We start from the raw sequence: 23,623 nt of genomic DNA, 5'->3' as shown, positions 1-23,623 counted from the left end.
AAATCCCATGCACAGCACGCGCGAATACAACTTTGACGGCCTGGTCGGGCCATCGCATAATTATGCCGGACTATCGTTCGGCAACGTGGCCTCGTTCAGCAATGTGAAAAGCGCTTCGAATCCGAAGCAGGCTGCCTTGCAGGGCCTGGCCAAGATGCGCGCCCTTGCCGCGCGTGGCTTTGCGCAAGCCTTGCTGCCGCCGCAGGAGCGGCCGAATTTCCGCCTGTTGCGCTCCATCGGTTTCACGGGCACGGATGCCGAAGTGCTGGCGCGCGCCTACAAGGAGTCGCCCGTCATCCTGGCCTGCGCATATTCCGCCTCGCCCATGTGGACGGCGAATGCCGCCACGGTCAGTCCGTCGGCCGACACGCAGGATGGCCGCGTGCATTTCACGGCCGCCAACCTGAATAACAAGCTGCACCGCGCCTTCGAGCACGCGCAGTCGGCGCGCAGCCTGCGCGCCATTTTCAGCGATGACAAGCACTTCGCCGTGCACGAGGCGCTGCCCTCGACGCCGGCCTTTGGCGACGAGGGCGCGGCCAACCATACGCGTCTGGGCGCAAGCCACGGTGCGCCATCGGTTGAACTGTTTGTGTATGGTCGCGTGGAGTTCGACCCATCGGCGCCGTCGCCGAAGCGCTATCCGGCGCGCCAGACCTTGGAAGCGTCGCAAGCCGTGGCGCGCCTGCATGGCCTGGACACCAAACGCACCGTGTACGTGCAGCAGAATCCTGACGTGATCGACCAGGGCGTGTTCCATAACGACGTCATCGCCGTCGGCAATGGCAATGTGCTGTTCTATCACGAGCAGGCGTTTGCCGATGAAGAGGCAAGCCTGTCGCAGCTGCACCGCGCCGTCGCCGCCACGGGGGCCGATTTGCAGGCGCTGCGCGTGGACACGGGCCAGGTGCCGATCGCGGACGCCGTCAGCAGCTATCTGTTCAACAGCCAGCTATTGACGAAAGAGGGCGGCAAGATGGCGCTGGTGATACCGCAGGAGTGCCAGGAAAACTGCGCCGTGTCGCGCTACCTGGACGGCCTGGTGGCCAGCGGTGGAGCCATCGATGAACTGATACATTTCGATCTGCGCCAGAGCATGCGCAACGGCGGCGGGCCCGCCTGCCTGCGTTTGCGCGTGGCCCTGACGGAAGCCGAGGCGCGCGCCATGCACCAGGGCGTGATCATGACGGAAACGCTGTACCATCGGCTGGTGCAGTGGGTGGAAAAACACTACCGCGACCATCTGGAGCCGGGCGACCTGGCCGATCCGCAGCTGGCGCTGGAAGTGCATGCGGCGCTTGAAGAATTGACGATCATCCTCAACTTACCGGGATTGTACGACTTGTAGGCGATAGAAAATACCCAGAAAAAATCCGAGACAGACTATCCGTAGCACAGACAGAATTGGACGGGCGACCCCCGTCTCTTGACACCGCTGCCGCCCAGCCACAAGCCCGAACGACAGCGTTGGACATTCACATTACCGTAATGGAGATGCAAGATGAATCACACGCCACAAGATTTGCGTACACAAACGCTGGAGTTGATTAACGCGGCTGGCAAGGCAGGCAAGGCGGCAGCGCCTGTCGTGCAACTGGTGCAGGCATGGCTCGACTCGCTCGACGCCGAAGACCTGGCCGACATCGCGCCGGACAGTCTGGCGCCCGTGCTGGTCGACGGCTTCACGCAAGCGGCCAAACGTACCGGCAATGGCTGCCAGATCGCCACCCTGCGCTATGCGGATGGCCGTGGCGGCATGGCGAGCGCCTTGCTGATCCTGAACGAAGACATGCCCTATCTGGTCGACTCCATCGTCATGGCCATGCGCCGCCAGCACCTGGCCGTGCGCGGTGTGATGAACACCGTGCTGCCCGTGCGCCGCGCCGCCGACGGCAGCGTGGAAGCGGTGCGCCAGCCGGGCGACCCGCTCGAATCGTATGTGCTGGTGCTGCTCGACGAAGAGCTGGCGCCGGAAGCTCTGGCCGCGCTGGTCGCCGCCCTGGAGACGGTCGCGCGTGACGCCGCGGTGGTGCGCCGCGATAGCGCCGCCATGAGCGAGCGCCTGGCCGCCGTCGCCACGACTGCCGCCCAGCATGGCGAAGAAGGCGCGGAAGTGGCCGCCTTCCTGGAATGGGCACGTAGCGGCGGCTTTGAAGTGTTCGGCTACGCCTACTACCGCGTCAAGCCGGGCGTGCGCGAACTCGAACGCGACATCCCGAGCCGCGTCGGCGTGCTGCAGGATACGGCGCACCCCGTCTACGGCACCTGCCTGGCGAATATCCCGGGCGACTTCGACACCCTGGCCAAGCGCGACTCGGCGCTGTCCATCGTCAAGGCTGACGTGGCAGGCACTTTGCATCGCGACCAGCAGCTGGACTTCATCGGCGTGCGCGACATGGATGCGCAAGGCGCGATCCTGGGCGAGCATTGCTTCGTCGGCCTGTTCACCCGCGCCGGCAATTCCACTCCGCTGGCGGCACTGCCATTTGCGCGCGGCCGCGTGGCCAAGGTATTGAGCCTGGCCGGCGTGCGCCAGCAAGGCTTCCGTGCCGAGAAATTCCGCGAAATCCTCGAATCCCTGCCGCGCACGGAAGCGCTGGAAGCGGACCTCGACTGGCTGGCGCAAGTGTGCGGCGCCGTCGTCTCGCTGTACAAGCAGCCGCGCACCAAGGTCTTCGCGCGCCGCGACGTGTATGCGCGCCACCTGAACGTGCTGGTCTACCTGCCGCGTGAGCGCTACAGCGCCAGCGTGGCATCGAGCCTGGCAAAAGCCCTGCAAGCAAGTTCCGGCGCCACGCATGTGAGCACGCAGACCCTGGTGGCCGACGGCCCGCTGGCGCGCGTCTACCTGATCGCCCACGCTGCGCGCTACCCGCTGGACCTGGAAACGGATATCGAACAGCCGTTGCTGGGCGTGCTCGATGGCTGGCATAACGGCTTTGCGGCCGTGGCCGACGCCGTGCCCGACGTGGCACTGCGCACCAGCCTGCGTAAACTCTGCGCTACTTTGCCGCTCGATTACGTGGCCGCCACCGCGCCCGCCATCGCCTTCCGCGACCTCGACACCATCCTGCGCAATACCGACCCGGCGCACGTGGCCGTGCGCATCGAGACCGGTGCCGTTACCACCATTCGTTTGTACTCGGCCAACAAGGTGCCGCCGCTGTCGACCATCCTGCCGGCCCTGCATAATGCGGGCGTGGCGATCGACCGCGAACAGGCGTATTCGGTTTCGCTGTCCGACGGCACGCGCTATTTCGTCACCAGCCTGACGGTCGATGCCGCCAGCGCGGCGAAACTGGCGCAGCCATCCGTCGTCGCTGTGGCGCAGGAATTGTTTGCCGCCCTGTTCAACGACACGGCCGAAGATGGCCGCCTGAACGGCCTGGTCATCGAAGGCGGCTTGTCGACGCGTGAAGTGCAACTGGTGCGCGCCTACACCAGCTACTGGCGCCAGACGGGCAGCCGCTTCTCGGTGCGCTACATTGCCGAAAGCCTGCGCAAGCAGCCGGCCCAGGTCAAAGCCCTGGTCGACGCTTTCCTGCAGCGCTTCGATCCTGCGCTGTCCGACGCGCAGCATGCGGCCGCCCTGGAGGCCATCGCTATCATCAAGGCCGGCCTGCCCTCCGTGAACCATGCGGACACCGAGGAAATCCTCGGCGCGCTGGCCGACTTGATCAGCGCCACGCTGCGCACCAGCTACTTCCAGAACAATCAAGCCGGCGACAAGATCATCTTCAAGTTCGACACCAGCAGCCTGGCGCTGGTGCCGGAACCGCGTCCTTACCGCGAGATTTTCGTCTTCTCGCGCCGCTTCGAAGGCGTGCACCTGCGCGGCGGCCCTGTCGCCCGTGGCGGCTTGCGCTGGTCCGACCGCATGGAAGACTACCGCACCGAAGTGCTGGGCCTGGTCAAGGCGCAGATGGTGAAAAACGCCGTCATCGTGCCGGCTGGCGCGAAGGGTGGTTTTGTCTGCAAGATGATGCCGAAGGATGCCGTGCGCGAAACCATCGCGGCCGAAGGCGAAGCCGTCTACCGTCTGTTCATTTCCAGCCTGCTGGAAGTGACGGACAACCGCTCGCTGGGCAATATCGTGCCGCCAGTCGACACCGTGTGCTTCGACGACGCCGACCCGTATCTGGTGGTGGCCGCCGACAAGGGCACGGCCACGTTCTCGGACATCGCCAACGGCATCGCCGTGCAGCGCGGTTTCTGGCTGGGCGACGCGTTCGCTTCGGGCGGTTCGAACGGCTACGACCACAAGAAACTGGGCATCACGGCCAAGGGCGCATTCGAAGCCGTGAAGCGCCACTTCTATGAAATGGACCACGACCTGAATACCACCCCGATCACCATGGTCGGCGTGGGCGACATGTCGGGCGACGTGTTCGGCAATGGCGTGCTGCTGTCGCGCCAGCTGAAGCTGGTGGCCGCGTTCGACCACCGTCACATCTTCCTCGACCCGACACCGGACGTCGCCGTCTCGTTCGATGAACGCGCGCGCCTGTTCGCCTTGCCGCGCTCCTCGTGGGACGACTACAACAAGGACTTGATCTCGGCAGGCGGCGGCGTGTATCCGCGCTCCGCCCGCACGATCGAACTGTCGCCGCAAATCCGCGCCGCACTCGATATCGCCGAAACCTCGCTGCCGCCGGAAGAACTGATGCACCGCATCCTGAAGTCGCCCGTGGACCTGTTCTACAACGGCGGCATCGGTACCTACATCAAGGCTTCCACCGAGACGCACGCACAGGTGAAGGACCGCGCGAATGACCATATCCGCGTCAGCGGCAATGAGCTGCGCGTGAAAGTCGTGGCCGAAGGCGGCAACCTGGGTGCGACGCAGGCCGGCCGCATCGAATTCGCGCTGGCGGGCGGACGCATCTTTACCGATGCGATCGACAACTCGGCCGGCGTGGATTGCTCGGACCATGAAGTGAACGTGAAAATCTGGCTGGACGTGGAAGTCAATGCGGGCAAGCTGACGGAAGCCGACCGCAATCGCGAGCTGTATGCGATGACGGACGACGTCGAGCGCCTGGTCTTGCGCGACAACACGCAGCAGACGCATTTGCTGGTGCGCGAATTGCAGGCGCAAAGCGAAAGCGCCGTGCAGGATGGCTATGCCGCGCTGATCGCCAGCCTGGAAGAAGAGGGCGCCCTGTCGCGCGAACTGGAGCAACTGCCGTCGGTGGCCGAACTGGCGCGTCGCAAGGCCGACGGCCGTGGCTTGACCACGCCGGAACTGGCCGTGGTGATCGCCAACGTGAAGAACCGCTTCAAGCGCATCCTCTCAAGCCTGCCGTTGACCGGTGAAACCTGGGCCGAGCCAGTCCTGAAACCGTACTTCCCATCCTTGCTGGTGGAAACCCGTTCGGCGCTCGACCACCCGCTGGCCAATGCCATCCTGGCGACCGTGCTGGCCAATGAAGTGATCAACCGCTGCGGTCCGCTGATGATCCGCAACCTGGCGGCGGAACACGGCGTGGACGAGTCCAGCGTGATCCTGGCCTGGGGCCAGGCTTGGGTGGCGCTGAACCTGGCGCCCGTGTTCGACGCGCTCGATGCGGACGCGCTGACGATCCCACGCGACGTGTCGATCAAGGTCGACGCGCAAACGCGCGTGCTGCAGCAAACGATGATCGCCGGCGTGCTGTCGGTGCCTGCCGAACAGTTGCGCGGCGCCGGCCTGGCCGAACTCACGCGCCTGTTTGGCGCGGAATCGAAGCGCGACCTGCTGAAAGCCGTCGGCATCAAGTCGGAAGCCGCACTGGTGCCGGGCTTGACACCAGCCTTCGTGCAGGCGTGGGATGCGGTCGATGCGCTGGAAGTCGTCGCCGGCTTCCTGTTCCCGGCCCTGTCCGTGCCGCGTCCTGCCTCGATGGACCTGGCGGCCTTCCTGCAAGTGGGCCTGGCCCTGCGCAGCCAGGCGGGTATCGGCACGCTGGAGCGTGGCTTGAAGCTGGCCGCGCAAGGCAAGTCGCAGGAGCAGTTGCGCAACTACGCGCAGCAAGCCCTGCGCCGCACGCAACAGCGTCTGCTGACGCAGGTGCTGGCGCGCGCCGAGCAAGGCAATGCAGGCCAGGCCGTCGATGCCGTGACGGGCGCGCTGGGCCTGTCGGCTTATGTGGCGGCGACGGAACTGGAGCAAGCCATGCTGGACGTGTGGACCTTGTCGGAAGCCGTGAATAAAATCACGGCGAAACCCACAGCGGAAGCGGCGGTGTAATGACGCAAGCAGTAACGCAGGTAGTAACCCAGGTAGTAGCGGGCGCTGGCGGCTTGCCGCCAGCCGTGCAGGCGCTGGCGCAGGCCGATTTCAGCGGCGTGGCGCAGCTGTTCGCCAACGCCGGTTTCACGGTGGCCTTGCCGGCGCCCGGCATGCTGCAAGTCGTCAAGCCGCAGGCCGATGCGGGGCGCGCCAGCGTGGCCGTCTCGGTGGGCGTGCATGGCGACGAAACGGGGCCGATCGAAGTGCTGGCGCATCTGCTCGACGCACTGTCGCGCGATGCGTCGAAGCTGGCCGTCGACCTGCTCGTTTGCGTGGGCAATGTCGATGCGATCCGGGCCGGCAAGCGTTTCATCGACGCCGACCTGAATCGCATGTTCCGCCCCGTGCGGGGGAGTTTGGCGCAAGCGGCGGAAAGCGCGCGCGCCGATGAAATGATCGCTGCGACAGCAGCGTTCTTTGACGCGGCAGGCCCCGTGCGCTGGCACCTGGATTTGCACACGGCCATCCGGCCTTCCGTGTACCCCACGTTTGCCATCGTGCCCGACCTGGTGGCCGACGACGCCAAGGCACAGCTGATCGACTGGCTGGGCCAGGCGGCCATCGGCGCCATCATCATGAACCCGCAGTCGGCCGGCACCTACAGTTATTACTCGGCCGAGCATTTCGGCGCGGCCGCCAGCACGGTGGAGCTGGGCCGTGTGGGTACCCTGGGGCAGAACGATTTGTCCCTGTTCGACGATGTGTCGCGGGCGCTCGATGGCTTGCTGCGCGGCTTGCCTGCGCAGCCCGTCAAGGCGCAACCGCACGTGTTCAAGGTGGCGCAGGAAATCATCAAGCACAGCGATGAATTCCGCATGGCGTTTGATCGCAGCACGCAGAATTTCACCTCCCTGCCGCAGCACGCCGTGATCGCCAGCGATGGCGACCATGTCTACACGGTGCAGCATGCGGAAGAGCTGGTGGTGTTTCCGAACCCGGACGTGCGCGTGGGCTTGCGCGCGGGCTTGATGGTGGTGCGTACTTCCTGATCTTTCAGTCATGCATAGCATCAGGCGCCAGCCGGGGAAACCCGCCTGGCGCTTTTTTTGCCAAAAAGATGCCGCACAGAAATAATTATCCATTAAGCAACCAATTGGTTTAAAATATTTTCCCTTTTGCAATTTATTGGACCGTTCATGTTGAAACGCCTGCTGACAGCCCTGCTGTGCCTGACCCTCTCCGGCCTGACGGCTGCCGCCCCCGCCGATGAGAAGGCTTCTGCGCCGGAAATGACGGCCGAACAATTCCTCGCCCAGTTGCACCTGCAGCGCGGCAAGATCACCTTGCCTGGCGGCATCGCCACCCTGGACTTGCCCGCCAACTTCCGTTATCTGTCGCCGACGGACGCCGAACGCGTGCTGGTCGATGCCTGGGGCAATCCACCGGGCATGGTATCGCTGGGCATGATCGTGCCCGCCAAGACCAGCGTGCTCGAGCGCGACAGCTGGGGTGTCATCGTCACGTATGAAAAGGAAGGGCATATCAAGGATGACGATGCGGACAGCATCAAGTACGACGAATTGCTCAAGGATATGCAGGCGTCCGTGCTGGAAAACAATGTGGAGCGCAAGAAGCAGGGCTATCCCGGCATCCATTTGATGGGCTGGGCGGAAAAACCCAGCTATGCCAAGGATACGCACAAGCTGTACTGGGCCAAGGACTTGATGGTCGATGGCGGCGAGCACTCGCTCAACTACAACGTGCGCGTGCTGGGCCGCGAAGGCGTGCTGAACCTGAACGCGATCGCCAGCATGCAGCAGATCGAGGCGATCAAGAAAGAGATGCAGCAAGTGACGGCGTTCACGGAATTTACCGAGGGTAACCGCTACACGGATTTCGACAGCAAGACGGACAAGGTGGCCGAATATGGCCTGGCGGCGCTGGTGGCGGGCGGCGTGGCCAGCAAGCTGGGCCTGTTTGGCAAACTGCTGGCGCTGTTGTTGGCCTTCAAGAAAGTGCTGATCCTGGCCGTGGTGGGCGGCGGTGCGGCCATCGTCAAGTTTTTCGGCGGCAAGCGCAAGGATAAGCAGGCGCCGCAGCCGCAGCCAGTACCGCAGCCGGAAGCGGCGGAACAGCCCGGCCATGCGCCGGATGGCAAGGTGAACCTGGACAAGTAATAGCAACTGGGCCGCTTGGTGCGCTGGCGCACAGGAGTGGCGTTGCGCGCGCTGCCGGAAGACGGCGCCTCGGGTACACTGGCTCATCGTTCATTCTCAGGAGTCCGCCATGTCCGTGTCCATGTATCAGGCAACCATTCCCGTCTTCATCCGTGGCTTGCGGGTCGTCTCGGCCTTGCTGGAAAAAGCGCAAGCCCATGTGGAAGAGGATGGCATCGTGCCCGAGATTTTATTGGGCGCGCAGCTGGCGCCCGACATGCTGGATCTGACGGCGCAGGTGCAGCGCGCCAGCGATACGTCGAAGATGTCGGTCGAGCGCCTGAGCGGCGTGCCGGCGCCGAAGTTCGAGGATAACGAAGCGTCGTTCGAGCAGCTGCAGGAACGTATCGCCAACACCATCGCCTTCATCGACAGCGTGAATGCGGGCCAGATGGCGGGCAGTGCGCAAAAGGAAGTGGTGCTGAACTGGACCGACGAGGGCAAGAAATTCTCGGGCGACAATTACCTGCTCAGCTTTGCCTTGCCGAATTTTTATTTCCACGTCTCCATGGTCCACGCCATCCTCAGAAACAATGGCGTGACCGTAGGCAAGCTTGACTATCTTGGCCCTTACGATTGACAGGCCTGAAAAACCGTCGCGAGCGGCGATGATTTGTGGCCGAGAAGCGCAACTGTGCTGAAGCACAGTGAGCATCGCAGGCCGCAAAGCGCGACGCGCAGCAGGTTTTTTAACGCTGTGGCTGCTGTTGGACCTGATTCTGCACCGCATTGCCCAGCATCCCGCCGCCGATCACGCCGGCCACCGTCGCCAGCGCCTTGCCGCGGCCGCCACCGACCTGATTGCCGATCAAGCCGCCGATGACGGCGCCCGTGCCGATGCCCACGTAGTTCGGTTGTGCCGGCGCCGGTGCAGGCACTGGCTGCGGCTGGCGTACGGGTTCGCGGTAAGCCGTGTCGCGGTAGCCATCATTGTTATCGTTGTAGGCAGGACGCGCCTGCGCCACTTGCGTGTGGTGCACGACGCGCTTGTGCACGACGGGAGCCGGGGCTGGTGCCTGGGCGGCTTGCGCCACGACAGGCGCGGCGAGCGGGGCCGTCACGGGCGCTGCCAGGGCCGCGGCGCTGGCCGGCGTCATGGCGGCCACGTCGGCAGGAATGGCTGGCGTGGCAGGCACGTTCGCCCGCGAATTGGGCAGGATGCCGGCGATGGACGCCGCGCCGACCAGGCACAGGACGGTCACGGAAATGGCGGCGCCGGCCATCAAGGGGTGGATGCGGCTGGCGGTAGTCGTCGTGTTCATGTGTTCTCCTGGGTGGCAAGGTGTTGCGCTGTTGTTGATGTGTCCAGATTAACGGTCGCGTCGGCCCAAGGCTAGCCCTTGCGCTGTATCAAACGTAAGCAGGTGTAAGCCGCGCTTTCCAAAGCACAGTAGAATCGGTGCATTCCCTTCTCCGGAGTCCGCCATGAGCCAGTTATTCACGCCATATGCACTGGGGCCGCTGCTCGTGGCCAACCGTATCGCCATCGCACCCATGTGCCAGTACTCGGCCGACAACGGCAACGCCACCGACTGGCACATGATCCACCTGGGCCACCTGGCCCTGTCCGGGGCGGGCTTGCTGATGACGGAAGCGACGGCCGTCTCGCCCGAGGGACGCATCTCGGCCGAAGACCTGGGCCTGTGGTCGGACGCGAACCAGGCGGCGCTGGCCAACGTGGTGCAGGCGATCCGCCGCCACGCGCCGATTCCACTGGTGGTGCAGCTGGGCCACGCGGGACGCAAGGCGTCGAGCCGCGCGCCCTGGCAGGGCGGTGCCTGCGTGCACCTGGCCGAAGGCGGCTGGCAAACGGTGGCGCCATCCGCCATTGCCCACTCTCCCGGTGAAACCGTGCCCATCGCCCTCGATGAGATGGGTTTGTTGCAGATCAAGGGCGCGTTTGTGGCGGCTGCCCAGCGCGTGCATGCGCTCGGCATCGAAGGCATCGAACTGCATGCGGCGCACGGTTATCTGCTGCACCAGTTCCTCTCGCCCCTGTCCAATCACCGTACCGACGTGTATGGCGGCAGCCTGGAAAACCGCATGCGTTTTCCGCTGGAAGTGTATGAAGCCGTGCGCGCCGCCGTGCCCGACAGCGTGGCCGTGGGCGTGCGCCTTTCCGCCACCGACTGGGTCGATGGGGGTTGGGAAATAGAACAAAGCGTGCGCTTCGCGCAGGAACTCAAGCAGCTGGGCGCCGACTTCATCCACGTCTCCAGCGGTGGCATTTCGCCGCAGCAGCAAATTCCCGTGAGTCCCGGCTACCAGGTGGCGTTTGCCGAACGCATCAAGCGCGACAGCGGCTTGCCCACCATCAGCGTGGGCTTGATCACGGAAGCGCAGCAGGCGGAAGACATCGTTGCGCAAGGTCAATCCGACATGGTGGCGCTGGCGCGCGCCATCCTGTTCGACCCGCGCTGGCCCTGGCATGCGGCGGCCCAGCTGGGCGCGCAGGTGCAGGCGCCACCGCAGTACTGGCGCTCGCAGCCGCGCGAATTCAAGCACCTGTTCGGCGACACGACCCTGGGGCAGCGCTAACAGGCTTGCTCTGCTACACTGACGCTTCTTCCCCATTTCTCCAGGACACTTCGACATGCGCCATTGATACTGCCGTGCTGTGCACGGCCTCGCCCTTCCCGCCACAGCGCCTTTGCGCCGCGCGGGTTCGCCAGCCCTGTCTGCACGTACAAGGAGTATCCATGCCCGCATTACTACAACTCGACCGTCTTTCCTTCGTGCTGCCCGATGGCCGCACCCTGTTTTCCGATTTGCAATTCGCGTTTGCCCCGCAACGTATCGGCCTCGTCGGCGATAACGGTGTGGGCAAGAGCGTGCTGGCGCGCCTGCTGGCATGCCAGGCGCAGCCGTCTTCTGGCGCCGTGCGTTGTGACGGCGCCGTGCATTACGTGGCACAGGAACTCGATCCGCAGCGCTATCCCACCGTGGCGGCCCTCGCTGGCGTGAGCAGCTTGCTGGCGGCGCTGGCGCGCATCGCCGAAGGCAGCATCGACGAGGCCGACTACACCCTGGTGGGAGACCGCTGGGATGCCCATGCGCGCTTGCGCCAGGCGCTCGACGCGCTTGATTTATCTCATATCGATGCCGACACGCCGACGGCTGGCCTGAGCGGTGGCGAGCGCCAGCGCATCGCCCTGCAGGGCGCCTGGCTGTCGCAGGCGGACTGGCTGGTCTTCGATGAGCCGAGCAACCACCTTGATGTCCATCAACGTGCCCGCCTGGTGGCGCAGATGGCGCGCTGGCCAGGCGGCTTGCTGCTGATCAGCCATGACCGCGGCTTGCTGCAGCACGTCGATGAAATTGTCGAGCTGTCGCCGCAGGGCTTGCGCAGCTATGGCGGCAATTACGCCATGTTTGCGCAGCAGCGCGCGCTGGAACAGGCTGGCTACGCCGCCGCCCTGCAGGCGGAAAAGGCCGGCGCCAGGCGCGAACAGCGCGAGGCGCAGCAACAGGCAGAACGCCAGCAGAAACGGGTGACGCGCGGTGAGCGCGAGGGCCGCGAAGGCAATCAAAGCAAGCTGCTGCTGGACGCGAAAAAGGAGAAAAGCCAGGATAGCCAGGGCAGGCTGCGTGTGCGCGCGCAAGAGGCGCAGCAGGCGCGCCAGCAAAGGGTGATGGACGCCAGCGCCCGCTGCGCGCCCGAGGCCGAACGGCTGCTGCTGGCGCCCGAGAGTGGCGTGCCGAACGGGAAACTGATCCTGGAGCTGCGCGAATTGGTCTTGCCGCATGGCCAGGCGCACGCCATCAACCTGGTGCTGAGCGGCCCGCGCCGCCTGGCCGTGACGGGAGACAATGGCAGCGGCAAGTCGACCCTGCTGCGCGTGATCGTGGGACAGCTGGCGCCCGCCAGCGGCGCGCTGCGCTGCCATGCGCAGGTGGCGTGGCTGGACCAGCATGCTGGGCTGCAAGACGGCGAGTGGAGCGCCGTGCAACGCTTGCAGGAACGCAACAGCATTGTGCCGGAAGGCGAGCTGCGCACGCGGCTGGCGCTGCTGGGCATTGCCGGCGCGCGCGCCACCATGCCCAGCCGTTTGCTGAGCGGGGGCGAGCGCATGAAGGTGGCGCTGGCGGCCGAACTGTATGCGCAGACGCCGCCGCAATTGCTGCTGCTAGATGAACCCGACAATCATCTGGACCTGGCCAGCCTGCAGGCGCTGGAGCAGATGCTGCTGCAATATCAGGGGGCGTTACTTGTGGTTTCGCACGACCAGGCATTTTTGCAGGCGATAAACCTTGACCCGGAGGGCTTGACATTGCACAAGTGATAATTGAATGAAAAAATACACGCTCGATGCCTGGAGAGCATGCTTCATGAACCGATGCTGAATTTTGTTTGATTGTCGGTATAATCCACTGAATAACCGGGCCTATTTGTGAACTAAAACTGCTGGTTCACCAATATGATGACGTTTAATCTGGCACTGTTGTCGGTCACTGCCGCGCTGCCAGGGCGTCATCCTCCGTGCCCTGCCGTGCATGAATTTTGGTTTCGCTTATATTGTTTTCTTGGAGAAATAGCATGTCGTTTTACGAAAAACTCAAAGCCCTCAACATCGAATTGCCAGTCGTTGCCGCACCAGCTGCCGCTTACGTGATGCATGCCCGCACGGGCAACACCGTCTTCCTGTCCGGCCACCTGGCCAAGAAGGATGGCAAGGTCTGGGTGGGTCAACTAGGCAAGGACGTCACTACGGAAGAAGGCAAGATCGCTGCGCGCGGCATCGCCATCGAACTGATCGCCACATTGCAAGACGCGTGCGGCGGCGACTTGAGCAAGGTCAAGCGCATCGTCAAGGTCATGAGCCTGGTCAATTCCACCTCCACATTCACGGAACAGCACCTGGTGACCAATGGCGCCTCGGAACTGTTCGTCGAAGTCTTCGGCGACAGCGGCAAGCACGCCCGCTCCGCCTTCGGCGTGGCGCAAATCCCGCTGGGCGCTTGCGTCGAGATCGAACTGATCGCCGAACTGGCCTGATCAGCTGAGCATGCCGGCGCCTGTCGCCGGCTCGCCTTTTCCTCCTTTCCAGCAAGAGCGGAACCGCCATTGGGGTGGAGGGATCGGTGTATTCAAGAAAAAAACGGAGACACGTAATGAAAACGAGTGAACAAGGCTTGCACCGCGGCCTGGGCGAGCGGCAGATTCGCCTGATGGCGCTGGGCGCCGCGATTGGCGTGGGCCTGTTTTTGGGTTCCGGCAATGCGATCAAGATGGCCGGTCCCGGCATCATGCTGTCGTACATCATCGGTGGCGCGGTCATCTTCATGATCATGCGCGCGCTGGGCGAAATGGCCGTGCACAATCCCGTGGCAGGTTCCTTCAGCCGCTATGCCCAGGATTACCTGGGTCCCCTGCAAGGCTACCTGACGGGCTGGAACTACTGGTTCCTGTGGCTGGTCACCTGCGTGGCGGAAATTACCGCCGTCGCCATCTACATGGGCATCTGGTTCCCCGATGTGCCGCGCTGGATATGGGCCCTGGCGGCCCTCGGCTCCATGGGTGCGATCAACTTGCTGGCCGTGAAAGCCTACGGCGAATTCGAATTCTGGTTTGCCCTGATCAAGGTGGTCACCATCATCCTGATGATCGTCGGCGGCACGGGCATGATCATCTTCGGTTTCGGCAATGGCGGCGTGGCCATCGGCATTTCCAACCTGTGGACGCATGGCGGCTTCTTCCCGAATGGCGCGCAGGGCGTGCTGATGTCGCTGCAGATGGTGATGTTTGCCTACCTGGGCGTGGAAATGATCGGCCTGACGGCCGGCGAAGCGGCGAACCCGAAGAAATCGATTCCCGACGCCATCAATTCCGTGTTCTGGCGCATCCTGATTTTCTATGTCGGCGCACTGTTCGTCATCCTGTCGATTTACCCATGGAATGAAATCGGCACCACCGGCAGCCCCTTCGTCATGACGTTCGAACGCCTGGGCATCAAGACGGCCGCCGGCATCATCAACTTCGTCGTGCTGACGGCAGCCTTGTCGTCGTGCAATGGCGGTATCTTCAGCACGGGCCGCATGCTGTACAACCTGGCGCTGCAAGGCCAGGCGCCGAAGGCGTTTGCGGAAACGACGGCCAGCGGCGTGCCGCGCCGCGCCATCCTGGTATCCGTGTTTGCGCTGCTGCTGGGCGTGCTGCTGAACTACCTGGTGCCGGAAAAAGTGTTTATCTGGGTTACCTCGATTTCCACCTTCGGCGCCGTCTGGACCTGGGGCGTGATCCTCGTCACGCAAATCCAGTTCCGCAAGACCTTGACGCCGCTGGAAATCAAGAACCTGGCCTTCCGCATGCCGTTCGCGCCCTACGGTTCCTGGATTTCGCTGGCTTTCCTGGCGCTGGTGATCGGCCTGATGGCGTATTTCCCCGATACGCGCATCGCCCTGATGGTGGGACCGGCCTGGCTGATCCTGCTGACGGTGCTGTACTACGCGCTGGGTCTGGCGCCGAAAGACCGCCGCGACGACGTGCCGCAAGGCTACGAAGCGGGCTGGCCGCCGGCCGATGTGCCGCACGGCAAGAAGTAATCCAGCCTAGTTGAGCTGAATCAAAAGCGCGCCCCTGCACTTGCAGCGGCGCGCTTTTTCTTTCATATTGGCCATTTCATGCCGCACTAGCGCCAGTACGCGTTTGATGGCGCACGCCTGGCGTTGTTTCCTTGCATCAAAGTTCTGTTTAGCTGAACCGATGAAAGCCCTATAATCGCTTAGTTTTGAAAATGGACGCGATCTTTCCGGTTTTTTCCAGGTAAGTAATCGCCAGGAAATTATTGTGAATTTATAGCAAACAGAAGTGGATGCGATGCAAGGCGCCCGGCGCGACGCAGTGCGAGCACTGCTAGCGATGGGCAACGCAGCAGCGCGCCACTTATGGAAGCTAGAAAACACAAGAATTTATTGGGGGTTACTTAAGGCCGGAGCGCCGTTTTTAAGTGTTTTTACCTGTCGTGTATACGAATGCATGCCTCATAAAGGAAGTCTAGTGAGCCAAACCCTGGTCCAGAAACTTTGCCGCACCAAGCCGATCGATACCACGGTCGAATATGGTGAAGGCCTCAGCAGCAGTGGCTTGAGCCGGTCCATCGGCCTGTTTTCCCTCACCATGATCGGCGTGGGCGCCACCATCGGCACGGGCATTTTCTTTACCATGGTCGAAGCCGTCCCCAAGGCGGGCCCTTCGGTCGTCCTGTCTTTCCTGATCGCCGCCATCACGGCCGGCCTGACGGCCCTGTGCTATGCGGAGCTGTCGTTCCGCATTCCCGCCTCCGGCTCTTCGTATTCGTTTGCCTACGCCACCGTGGGCGAGTTCCTGGCCTTCATCATGGCCGCCTGTCTGCTGCTCGAATACGGCTTGGCGGGCAGTGCCGTGGCCATCGGCTGGTCGTCCTACCTGAATAATTTCCTGGAAAATGCCTTCGGCTGGCACATTCCCGAGATGCTGCGCACGCCGATGATCGTTTCCGGCCCGCATGGCATGGAGTTTCATGCCGGCCACATCAACCTGCCGCCCATCTTTTTGATCTGCATGTGCGGCTTTTTGCTGCTGCGCGGCGCCAAGGAATCGGCTCTGATGAACGCCATCATGGTCATCATCAAGCTGGCGATCCTCGTGTTTTTCATCGTCATCGCGTTTTCCGGCTTCAATGCCGACAATTTCTTCCCCTTCTTCAATGCCGACAATAGCAAGGGCTTTGCCGGCATGACGGGCGTGACGGCGGCGGCCGGCACCGTCTTCTTCTCCTTCATCGGCCTCGATACGGTGGCGACGGCCGGTGACGAAGTGAAAAATCCCACGCGCAATGTGCCGCGCGGCATTCTTGGCGCCTTGCTCATCGTCACCGTGTTTTATTTGCTGGTGGCCGTGGCCGCCCTCGGCGCGCAGCAGGCGAAATTGTTCGAAGGCCAGGAAGCGGGCCTGGCGGTGATCCTGCAAAACGTCACGGGCAAGACCTGGCCCGCGCTGGTGCTGTCGGCCGGCGCCGTTATTTCCGTCTTCAGCGTGACCCTGGTGACGATCTACGGCCAGACGCGCATCCTGTTTGCCGTCAGCCGCGACGGTCTGATCCCGAAGTCGTTCCAGAAGATCCACCCGCGCACCCTGGTGCCGGTGAGCAATACCATCATCGTTTGTCTGGTGGTGGCCGTGGTGGCCGGTTCCGTCGATGCCACGTACCTGTGGGACATGGTCAGCATCGGTACCTTGACAGCCTTCATGGTGGTGTCGATCGCCGTGCCCGTGCTGCGCCACAAGCAGGGCGCGAACCGCATCGAAGGCTTCAGCGTGCCGTTCGGGCCGTACGTGATTCCTGGCCTCAGCGTGCTCGCTTGCCTGTACATCATGCGCGATTTGCCGCATACGACGTTTGTCGTGTTCAGTGTGTGGATGGCGGTGACGGTGGCCATTTACTTCCTGTACAGCATGCGGCATTCGCATCTGGGCAAGAAGGCCCGCTAATGCAGTCTGTTCCATCCGAAACCGCCGCACTTGCCGGCGGTTTTTTTTATTTCTAACCGGAATTTACATGATGAAAATAACTGATCTGGCCGCTTGCGGCTTGCTGGCAAGCAGCCTTCTGGGCACCCTGGCACAGGCCGCTCCTGCCACCGAACCGGCCTTGCGCGATTACCGTGCCGTCGCCCTGTCGGCCAATGGCCAGCGTATCGCCGCCATCGAATCGAGCAGGGCGGGCGAACAGCCGCAGCGTCCGCACGCGGTCATCGTCGTGCGCGACGCCGCCAACGGCGCCATCGTGCAGCAATTCGATCCGTGCGCCGTGTGTTCCTACGACAAGCCCAGCTGGTCGCCCGATGGCAGGCAGCTGGCTTTTGTCGGCTACGACGCCAAGGCGGGCACGGCGCAGCTGTACCTGGCCACGATGACACAGGCGCAAGCCCAGGTATTGACGAGCATCAAAGGTGTGGCCAGTACGGCGCGCTGGTCGCCGGATGGCAAGCAGCTGGCCCTGCTCGCGACGGTGGGCGCGCGCAAGCTGGCCGGCGCCGTGGAAGCGGGTGCGCGCCAGGTGGGCGAAGTGGGCAGCGAAGACGATGCCCAGCGCATCGCCGTCGTGCCGGTCAGCGGCGGCGAGCCGCGTCTGCTGTCCCCAGGCGACACCTATGTGTATGAATACAGCTGGACGCCCGATGGCCGCGGCTTTGTCGCCACCAGCGCGCAAGGCAATGGCGACAGCAACTGGTGGGTCGCCAAGCTCAGCCATATTGATGCGGCCACGGGCGCCTTGCGCGTGATCGCGTCGCCAGCCATGCAGCTGAACCTGCCATCGGTCTCGCCGGACGGCAAGACGGTGGTCTTCATCGGCGGCCTGATGAGCGATTTCGGCTCCATTGGCGGCGATATCTACACCGTACCGCTGGCCGGCGGCACGCCGCGCAATCTCACGCCAGACTATCGCGGCACGTTCAATGGCGTCGTCTGGCGCGGCGCCGGCTTGCTGGCAACGGCCCTGATCGATTCGCAGCTGGCGCTGGTACCCGTCGATGCGCAAAGCGGCCCGGCCCGGCCTGTGCTGCTCGGTGAGCTCAGCAGCAGCGGCAGCGATGGCCGCCTGTCGTTCAGCGCCGATGGCCGTCACGCCGCTGCCGCCCAGGAAGATTTCACGCACGCCAGCTATCTGGTGGCGGGACCGGTGGGGCAGCTGAAAAAGATTACGCGCGACAATGACGGTTTTGCGCCGCAACTGACGGTGCAGAACGTGGGCTGGAACAACGAGCAATACAAGGTGCAAGGCTGGCTGCTGGGGCCGTTGAAGGCGGACGCAGGCAAGCGCTACCCGATGGTCGTCAATGTGCATGGCGGCCCGGGCGCCGCCGCTTCGCCCCGTTACGTGGGAGCGAGCACCCTGATCCACGAATTGACGCAAAAGGGTTATTTCGTCTTCCTGCCCAATCCGCGCGGCAGCTTTGGCCAGGGCCAGGCCTTTACGCGCGCCAACATGGCCGACTTCGGCGGCGGCGACTGGCGCGACATCCTGGCCGGCATTGATGCCGCGCAAAAAGTGGCGCCCATCGACGGGGAGCGCCTGGGCCTGATCGGCCATTCGTATGGCGGCTTCATGACCATGTGGGGCGTCACGCACAGCGACCGCTTCAAGGCGGCCGTGGCGGGCGCGGGCGTGTCGAACTGGATCAGCTATTACGGCCAGAACGGCATCAACCAGTGGATGATCCCGTTCTTTGGCGCCTCCGCGTATGACAATCCCGCCGTCTACCGCAAGGCTTCACCCATCGAATCGATCAAGGCGGCCAAGACGCCGACCCTGATCTACGTGGGCGAGCGCGACGTGGAGACGCCGGCCGCCCAGTCGCTGGAATTCTGGCACGGCTTGCGCGCCATGGGCGTGCCGTCCAGCCTGTTCATCTACGATGGCGAAGGCCATTCCTTCCGCAAGCCCGAGCATCAGCGCGACTTGCAGAAGCGCACCATCGGCTGGTTTGAGCAGTATCTGAAGTAAGTTGCGCCGGCTTAGCGCGGCGCTACAATATGCACGATCGCCGCGCTATGTATCACGATCTTGTCCGCATCTGCCTGTAGCAAGCGGATGCGGCGCTGCACCAGCGGCCACCCCGACCAGGCCACGTCGCTGACGGGCGGTGCGGCAGGCGCGGCCAGCGGGGCGCTGATGGCGGCCTGGTTGTCGAGCTGTTCCAGTGCGCGCGACAGGGTCAGACACACTTGCGTATGGCTGTGGCTGAGCAAGGCGTTGACGGGCGCGACGGGCAGCTGGCTGGCGTGGCGCCCGAGGATCGAGCGCAGCGCCGCCACGTGGGCGACCAGCAAGTAATTTTGCACGATGAACAGGTTGATGTCTTCCACGGCCCGCTGCTTGCTGGCCGGTTCATCGAGCATGCGCACCAGCGCCGAGCTGAGCGCAGCCAGGCTGTCCATCAATCGCTTGCGCTCGATGCGGTAGGCGAAGTCATCGAAACATTTCCCCTGCAGCAGCGCGAAGCTGGCCTGCATATAACTCACATTCACATTCAGCACCTGGCGCACCAGCCGTGGCAGGCTCTGGTATTCCCAATTTGCCAGCACGAAGCTGAACACGGTCGCCACTGCCGCGCCGATCAGGGTGTCGATCAGGCGCTCGCTGACGAGGTTCGGGTTGCTGGGTGCCACCAGGTGCATTTGCAGCAGAATCATCAGGCTCACGGCGATGGCCGTGTAGCGGTAGCGCAAATAGATGAAGGTGGGCGTGGCCACGATGGAGAGGAACAGGATGGCCATCAGCACGATATTGCTGTGCACGAAGCGGATCACGATGGCCGTGATGATGCAGCCGATGATGGTGCCGATGATGCGGTCGGCGCGGCGCTGGCGCGTCATGCTGAACGTGGGGCGCAGGATGATGACGATTGTCAATACGATCCAGTAGCTGTGCGCCGCATATGGCAGCCAGTGTCCGATCAGCAATCCCACCGAGATGGCCATCGATACGCGCAGGGCGAAGCGGAACACGGGCGAGTCCAGGCGCAGATTCGACAGCAGGGTTTTCAGTTCGTATTTCTGCTGCGACAGGAACGGCGCCATGTCCGCGCCGCTCCAGAACGGCACGTTGTCATACACTTTCTGGCTGGCCAAGTGCAATTCCGCGATCATTTTCAGAATGGCACGGATCTTGTTGCGCTGCGCGCGCAGGGTGGCCAGCGCTTCTTGCGCAGCATCGCCTTTTGCATGCAGACGGGCAATTTCCTCTTCGATATCGGTCCATTCCTTGTCGTAACTGATCTGCGCATACGAGGCGCGCTTGCGCGTGACGGCGTAGGCCACGGCTTCGATGTCGCGCGCCGCCTTGTAGGCCAGGTCGTGCAAGGATTTCAGCACGTCGGAGTCGGCCAGGTGCTGGCGCAGCAGCGCGTAATCCGTGTGCGTGGAGAGTATCAGTTCGTACAGATCCAGCATGCACACGTGCACCTGCACGACGATAGCATCCTTGCTATTCTTGTGGCTGCGCAAAATCAAGTCGCGCGATGCCTGCTGGCGGTCGGCCAGGATGCTTTGATGGCGCACAAGTTTGTTGAACTGTTCCGTCAGGTTAAAACGCGTGTCGTAGAAATCGGCCTTGATGTCGATGTAGGCCGCCAGTTCGAACAGGGCTTCGGCCAGCACTTGCTGCTTGATGCGGTGGCGCAAGACCCAGGCGATGGCCATGGCGTACGCCAGATAGATGAGGCCGCCGAGCATGAACAGGCCCGCATGGTGGAACGATTGCTGCCACGTCATCTGGTGCTCCATCGACATGGTCATGATGAACAGGGCGGCCAGCTGCAAGGGCATGGATTTCTTGCCGTACACCACCATCATGCTGGCGAGGAAACTCACGAGCACGAGCACCGTCATCAACAGCCACTGCACGGGGCCGCACAGGCTGATTAACAAAGTGACGGCGCTGCACAGCAGCACGGAAGCGAGCATCTCGTTGAACTTGTGGCGCAGCGGGCTGGGCATGTCCATCAGGGTCGTGCACAGGGCGCCGATGCACACCGTCATGGCGGTGGCGCTGTCGCTGATTTCCTGGGTCAGCAAGGCCAGGCCGACGAGACCGATGGCCACGCGCAAGCCCAGGTAAAAATAATGACTGTAAATAAAGGTGCGCAGGTTCAGTGCGTAGTGCATGGGATTACCTTGTGGGCAGGGCACAGAAAGAGGCGCCGCACCGGGGTCTCCGATGCGGCGCCAGGATGTTGCAGTCGCTACAGCCTTGATTTACATCAGGGCAATTACGGGATATCTACGCCATTCCGGCTCGGCAAAGCGCTGGCAGTGTGCAAAGATGAAGTTCAGCACGGCTTCCTGATTGCTCAGCAGGGCCGGATTCGCTGCTTTCCACTCGGCAAACTTGGCGGCCAGCGCCGGCTCGTCGCGCAGCAGTTCGGAAGCCATGTCTTCGAACACGTAATCGGAAAACGCTTCTTTCTTCTCCAGCACGCTGTTGAAGAAACCCCAGCGGAAGAAGCTGTCGTGCGCTTGCGGCTCCAGGGTTTCCACGGCGTAGCGGGCGTTGTCCTGGTCCAGGCTGACGACATAATCGCCTGCCTGCACGGTGAACTGGCCCGCGCGCGTTTCCAGTTCCACATTGTCGTGGAACATGTGGCCTTCGTAGGCCGTGGCCCGCGTGCCGACGTCGGTGATATGGTAGTAGCGCGCCGTTAGCGTCTGTTCGGTGGTGATGCGGTGCATTTCGACGCCGTTCCAGCGCAGCCGTTCGATGACTTCGCGCCACGCTTGCGGCACGATATAGGCTTTCGGCGCGGCCACGGTGACGTCCGCATCGAAGCGGTTGTAATACTTGATATCGCGTTCCCACGGCTGCGAGCGGTCATACGACAGGCGCTGGTAGTCGCCCAGCAGACTCGGCGTGTATTGTGCCGCATAGCCCTTGAAGGGGAAGGTCGACGGCTGCTCTTCATTCATGGCCCAGTGGATCGGCCATGCGGCTTGCGTGCGTCCGGCCGCCTTCGCTTGCGCGCGCAGCTGCTTGATCTGTTCGCCATGTTTGACCGTGAACGCCATGGTGATGTCGAGCAGGGCGCGCATGGAAGCGTAGCGGTCGGCAAACGGTTTCAACATGTGCGTTTCCGGCATGAAACCGATGACGTGATGCAAGGCCGCAAAGCCCGTCGAGAAACGGGGCACTTCGAGGAATTCGGCGATGCCGTGGTCGGGGCTATCCTTGACGGGATTCACATACGGGCAGGTGGGCCAGCCGGCCTGTTCCATCTGCGCAAAGATGTGCGGCAGCATGGTGTCTTGCAGGAAGGGGCCGAGGCCATTGCCCAGCTTATCCGTCTGCGTATGGATCAGGGTCATCGTGTACGGGTAGTCGGCGCCGTTCGACGTGTGCGTGTCGACCATCACGTCCGGGTCCCAGCTGGCCAGCAGGCGGTTGAACACCTGCGCATTCAGGCTGTCGCACTTGATGAAATCGCGGTTCAGGTCCAGGTGGCGGCTGTTGCCGCGGAAACCGAATTGCTCCGGGCCATCCTGGTTCACGCGCGACGTGTTGGCGCGGTTCAGGCTGCCATCGACGTTGTAGATCGGAATGAACAGCAATACCGTGCTGCCCAGCGCCGCCAGGCGTTCCGGCTGCGTGCAGAGGTCGCGCACGATGGCCATGCAGGCGTCGATGCCTTCCGGTTCGCCCGGGTGGATGCCGTTATTGTTGAAGAATACGGTGCGGCCTGCGCGCTTGATTTGCTCGCGGTCAAACACGCCATCCGCGCTGACGACGCCAGCGTGGATGGGCACGCCCGAGTCGGACAGGCCGATCTGTTCGAAGTGCAGCACCTGCGGATAGCGTGCGGCAAGATCTTGATAGAAGGTGATGCATTCCAGCCAGGTCGTGGTCTGGTTGTGGTTACCGAGTTCGTAGGTCGTGCGCAAGTCTGGTGGCATAGCGGTCTGAGTCTGGGAGGGGGAAGGCGCGCTGGGTAAGTACGCCCGCTAGGGGCCAATTGTAGCACCGGCTCCTGCCTTGAGGCGCCGCAGGGGCTTGTTGCCATACTTGTGTTATGAATACGTTTCACGCGCAAGGGGAGGCGGCATGGGCAAGGCGGCGATGGCAGCGCTGGCGGCGCTGGTATGGGGGATAGGCCTGGCGGCGCAGGCGGCGCCATTGCGCTTGCCTGCGGGCAAGGAACCGGTGGCGCAGGGCGGGTCCGTCACGGCCGTCGCGCAGGGCGCGTTGATACGCTACCGGGGCTGGCTGCTGGCCATCGATGGCGCCGTGCCGGAAGAGCGGCCTGACATCGTGCTGACGTCGGCGGATGCGCGCCACGCGCCGCTGCTGCAGATCGGCGCCACGCAGCGCACCTTGCCCCTGTGGTCGGCCTTCGAGCTCGTCAAGGGAAGCGCGCGCCTGCGCATCACGGCGCTGCCGGGGCTTGAAGCGCTTCCCACGCTGCTGCTGGACTTTGGCGAGAGCGACTACCGCATCGTGATTCCCGCCGCCCCCATCGAACGGCAAGCCCATCCACTGCTGGCGCAGCGCTTTCCCGGCGCCGACCTGGCCCTGCTGCTGCAGGATGGCCGGCGGGTCATGTTGCCGCTGGGAAGTGGCAGCGCGCAAGTGTTTGGCGCAGAACAAGCCGTACCTTACCGTTTTGCGAAAGTGAAAAAACGTTAGGCGAAAAAAAGCCACTCCCGCAGGAGTGGCTCAGGCTA

At 63.2% G+C, this 23,623-nt stretch carries 15 protein-coding genes; 12 read left to right on the top strand and 3 right to left on the bottom strand.

Annotated features, from left to right (window positions below; genetic code table 11):
• Positions 1-7: 7 nt before the first annotated feature.
• The 5 genes from astB (at position 8) to O3300_RS23145 (ending at position 9,007) form a co-directional block, all read left to right on the top strand.
• On the top strand, positions 8-1,348 hold the full coding sequence (gene astB / locus O3300_RS23165) for an N-succinylarginine dihydrolase (protein ID WP_305054230.1): 1,341 nt from the start codon (positions 8-10) through the stop codon (positions 1,346-1,348).
• 153 nt (positions 1,349-1,501) lie between these two features.
• The gene (locus O3300_RS23160; RefSeq protein ID WP_305054229.1) at positions 1,502-6,229 is read left to right on the top strand and encodes an NAD-glutamate dehydrogenase domain-containing protein; all 4,728 of its coding nucleotides are present in this window, start codon (positions 1,502-1,504) and stop codon (positions 6,227-6,229) included.
• Entirely contained in the window at positions 6,229-7,260 is a 1,032-nt protein-coding gene (locus O3300_RS23155) for a succinylglutamate desuccinylase (RefSeq protein WP_305054228.1), read from the top strand. The genes O3300_RS23160 and O3300_RS23155 overlap by 1 nt, the downstream gene beginning before the upstream one ends.
• A gap of 147 nt (positions 7,261-7,407) precedes the next feature.
• Positions 7,408-8,388: a DUF2167 domain-containing protein gene (locus O3300_RS23150; RefSeq protein ID WP_305054227.1), complete on the top strand. Its 981-nt coding sequence runs from the start codon at positions 7,408-7,410 to the stop codon at positions 8,386-8,388.
• Positions 8,389-8,497: 109 nt separating this feature from the next.
• Positions 8,498-9,007, top strand: a complete 510-nt coding sequence (locus O3300_RS23145; protein ID WP_305054226.1) for a DUF1993 family protein — start codon at positions 8,498-8,500, stop codon at positions 9,005-9,007.
• 109 nt (positions 9,008-9,116) lie between these two features.
• On the opposite strand, the gene O3300_RS23140 is transcribed toward O3300_RS23145, so the two are convergent.
• Positions 9,117-9,689 carry a glycine zipper 2TM domain-containing protein gene (locus O3300_RS23140; protein WP_305054225.1) on the bottom strand — a complete coding sequence of 191 codons (573 nt, stop codon included), beginning with the start codon at positions 9,687-9,689 and terminating at the stop codon, positions 9,117-9,119.
• Positions 9,690-9,852: 163 nt separating this feature from the next.
• Between O3300_RS23140 and O3300_RS23135 the strand changes: the two genes are divergently transcribed.
• The 6 genes from O3300_RS23135 (at position 9,853) to O3300_RS23110 (ending at position 18,914) form a co-directional block, all read left to right on the top strand.
• Entirely contained in the window at positions 9,853-10,965 is a 1,113-nt protein-coding gene (locus O3300_RS23135) for an NADH:flavin oxidoreductase/NADH oxidase (protein WP_305054224.1), read from the top strand.
• A gap of 161 nt (positions 10,966-11,126) precedes the next feature.
• Positions 11,127-12,710 (top strand): ATP-binding cassette domain-containing protein, encoded by a 1,584-nt coding sequence (locus O3300_RS23130; protein WP_305054223.1) that lies wholly within the window; start codon positions 11,127-11,129, stop codon positions 12,708-12,710.
• 254 nt (positions 12,711-12,964) lie between these two features.
• Positions 12,965-13,423 (top strand): RidA family protein, encoded by a 459-nt coding sequence (locus O3300_RS23125; protein ID WP_305054222.1) that lies wholly within the window; start codon positions 12,965-12,967, stop codon positions 13,421-13,423.
• Between the two features lie 116 nt (positions 13,424-13,539).
• The gene (locus tag O3300_RS23120) at positions 13,540-14,970 is read left to right on the top strand and encodes an amino acid permease (protein ID WP_099666226.1); all 1,431 of its coding nucleotides are present in this window, start codon (positions 13,540-13,542) and stop codon (positions 14,968-14,970) included.
• 454 nt (positions 14,971-15,424) lie between these two features.
• Complete coding sequence (locus O3300_RS23115; protein WP_099666227.1) at positions 15,425-16,897, top strand: amino acid permease; 1,473 nt, start codon at positions 15,425-15,427, stop codon at positions 16,895-16,897.
• A 67-nt stretch (positions 16,898-16,964) separates the two neighbouring features.
• Positions 16,965-18,914, top strand: coding sequence for a S9 family peptidase (locus tag O3300_RS23110; RefSeq protein WP_305054221.1), 1,950 nt, complete (start codon positions 16,965-16,967; stop codon positions 18,912-18,914).
• Positions 18,915-18,925: 11 nt separating this feature from the next.
• Here the strand turns inward: O3300_RS23110 and O3300_RS23105 are convergent, their stop codons facing one another.
• Positions 18,926-21,076 carry an FUSC family membrane protein gene (locus O3300_RS23105; protein WP_305054220.1) on the bottom strand — a complete coding sequence of 717 codons (2,151 nt, stop codon included), beginning with the start codon at positions 21,074-21,076 and terminating at the stop codon, positions 18,926-18,928.
• 90 nt (positions 21,077-21,166) lie between these two features.
• Positions 21,167-22,855, bottom strand: coding sequence for a M14 family zinc carboxypeptidase (locus tag O3300_RS23100; RefSeq protein WP_305054219.1), 1,689 nt, complete (start codon positions 22,853-22,855; stop codon positions 21,167-21,169).
• Positions 22,856-23,003: 148 nt separating this feature from the next.
• On the opposite strand from O3300_RS23100, the gene O3300_RS23095 reads away from it, so the two are divergent.
• A complete protein-coding gene (locus tag O3300_RS23095; RefSeq protein ID WP_305054218.1) occupies positions 23,004-23,585 on the top strand; it encodes a hypothetical protein in 582 nt (193 codons plus the stop codon).
• Positions 23,586-23,623: the final 38 nt, after the last annotated feature.

The sequence above is a fragment of the Janthinobacterium sp. SUN206 genome, assembly GCF_030587305.1.
Taxonomy (GTDB): Bacteria; Pseudomonadota; Gammaproteobacteria; order Burkholderiales; family Burkholderiaceae_D; genus Janthinobacterium; species Janthinobacterium kumbetense.
This window is presented reverse-complemented; position numbering and strand designations above follow the sequence as displayed.

What these genes read in the sequence shown, in the direction of transcription:
- astB (WP_305054230.1), top strand. Translation starts at nt 8, where the DNA reads ATGCACAGCACGCGCGAATACAACTTTGACGGCCTGGTCGGGCCATCG.
- O3300_RS23160 (WP_305054229.1), top strand. Translation starts at nt 1,502, where the DNA reads ATGAATCACACGCCACAAGATTTGCGTACACAAACGCTGGAGTTGATT.
- O3300_RS23155 (WP_305054228.1), top strand. Translation starts at nt 6,229, where the DNA reads ATGACGCAAGCAGTAACGCAGGTAGTAACCCAGGTAGTAGCGGGCGCT.
- O3300_RS23150 (WP_305054227.1), top strand. Translation starts at nt 7,408, where the DNA reads ATGTTGAAACGCCTGCTGACAGCCCTGCTGTGCCTGACCCTCTCCGGC.
- O3300_RS23145 (WP_305054226.1), top strand. Translation starts at nt 8,498, where the DNA reads ATGTCCGTGTCCATGTATCAGGCAACCATTCCCGTCTTCATCCGTGGC.
- O3300_RS23140 (WP_305054225.1), bottom strand. Translation starts at nt 9,689, where the DNA reads ATGAACACGACGACTACCGCCAGCCGCATCCACCCCTTGATGGCCGGC.
- O3300_RS23135 (WP_305054224.1), top strand. Translation starts at nt 9,853, where the DNA reads ATGAGCCAGTTATTCACGCCATATGCACTGGGGCCGCTGCTCGTGGCC.
- O3300_RS23130 (WP_305054223.1), top strand. Translation starts at nt 11,127, where the DNA reads ATGCCCGCATTACTACAACTCGACCGTCTTTCCTTCGTGCTGCCCGAT.
- O3300_RS23125 (WP_305054222.1), top strand. Translation starts at nt 12,965, where the DNA reads ATGTCGTTTTACGAAAAACTCAAAGCCCTCAACATCGAATTGCCAGTC.
- O3300_RS23120 (WP_099666226.1), top strand. Translation starts at nt 13,540, where the DNA reads ATGAAAACGAGTGAACAAGGCTTGCACCGCGGCCTGGGCGAGCGGCAG.
- O3300_RS23110 (WP_305054221.1), top strand. Translation starts at nt 16,965, where the DNA reads ATGATGAAAATAACTGATCTGGCCGCTTGCGGCTTGCTGGCAAGCAGC.
- O3300_RS23105 (WP_305054220.1), bottom strand. Translation starts at nt 21,076, where the DNA reads ATGCACTACGCACTGAACCTGCGCACCTTTATTTACAGTCATTATTTT.
- O3300_RS23100 (WP_305054219.1), bottom strand. Translation starts at nt 22,855, where the DNA reads ATGCCACCAGACTTGCGCACGACCTACGAACTCGGTAACCACAACCAG.
- O3300_RS23095 (WP_305054218.1), top strand. Translation starts at nt 23,004, where the DNA reads ATGGGCAAGGCGGCGATGGCAGCGCTGGCGGCGCTGGTATGGGGGATA.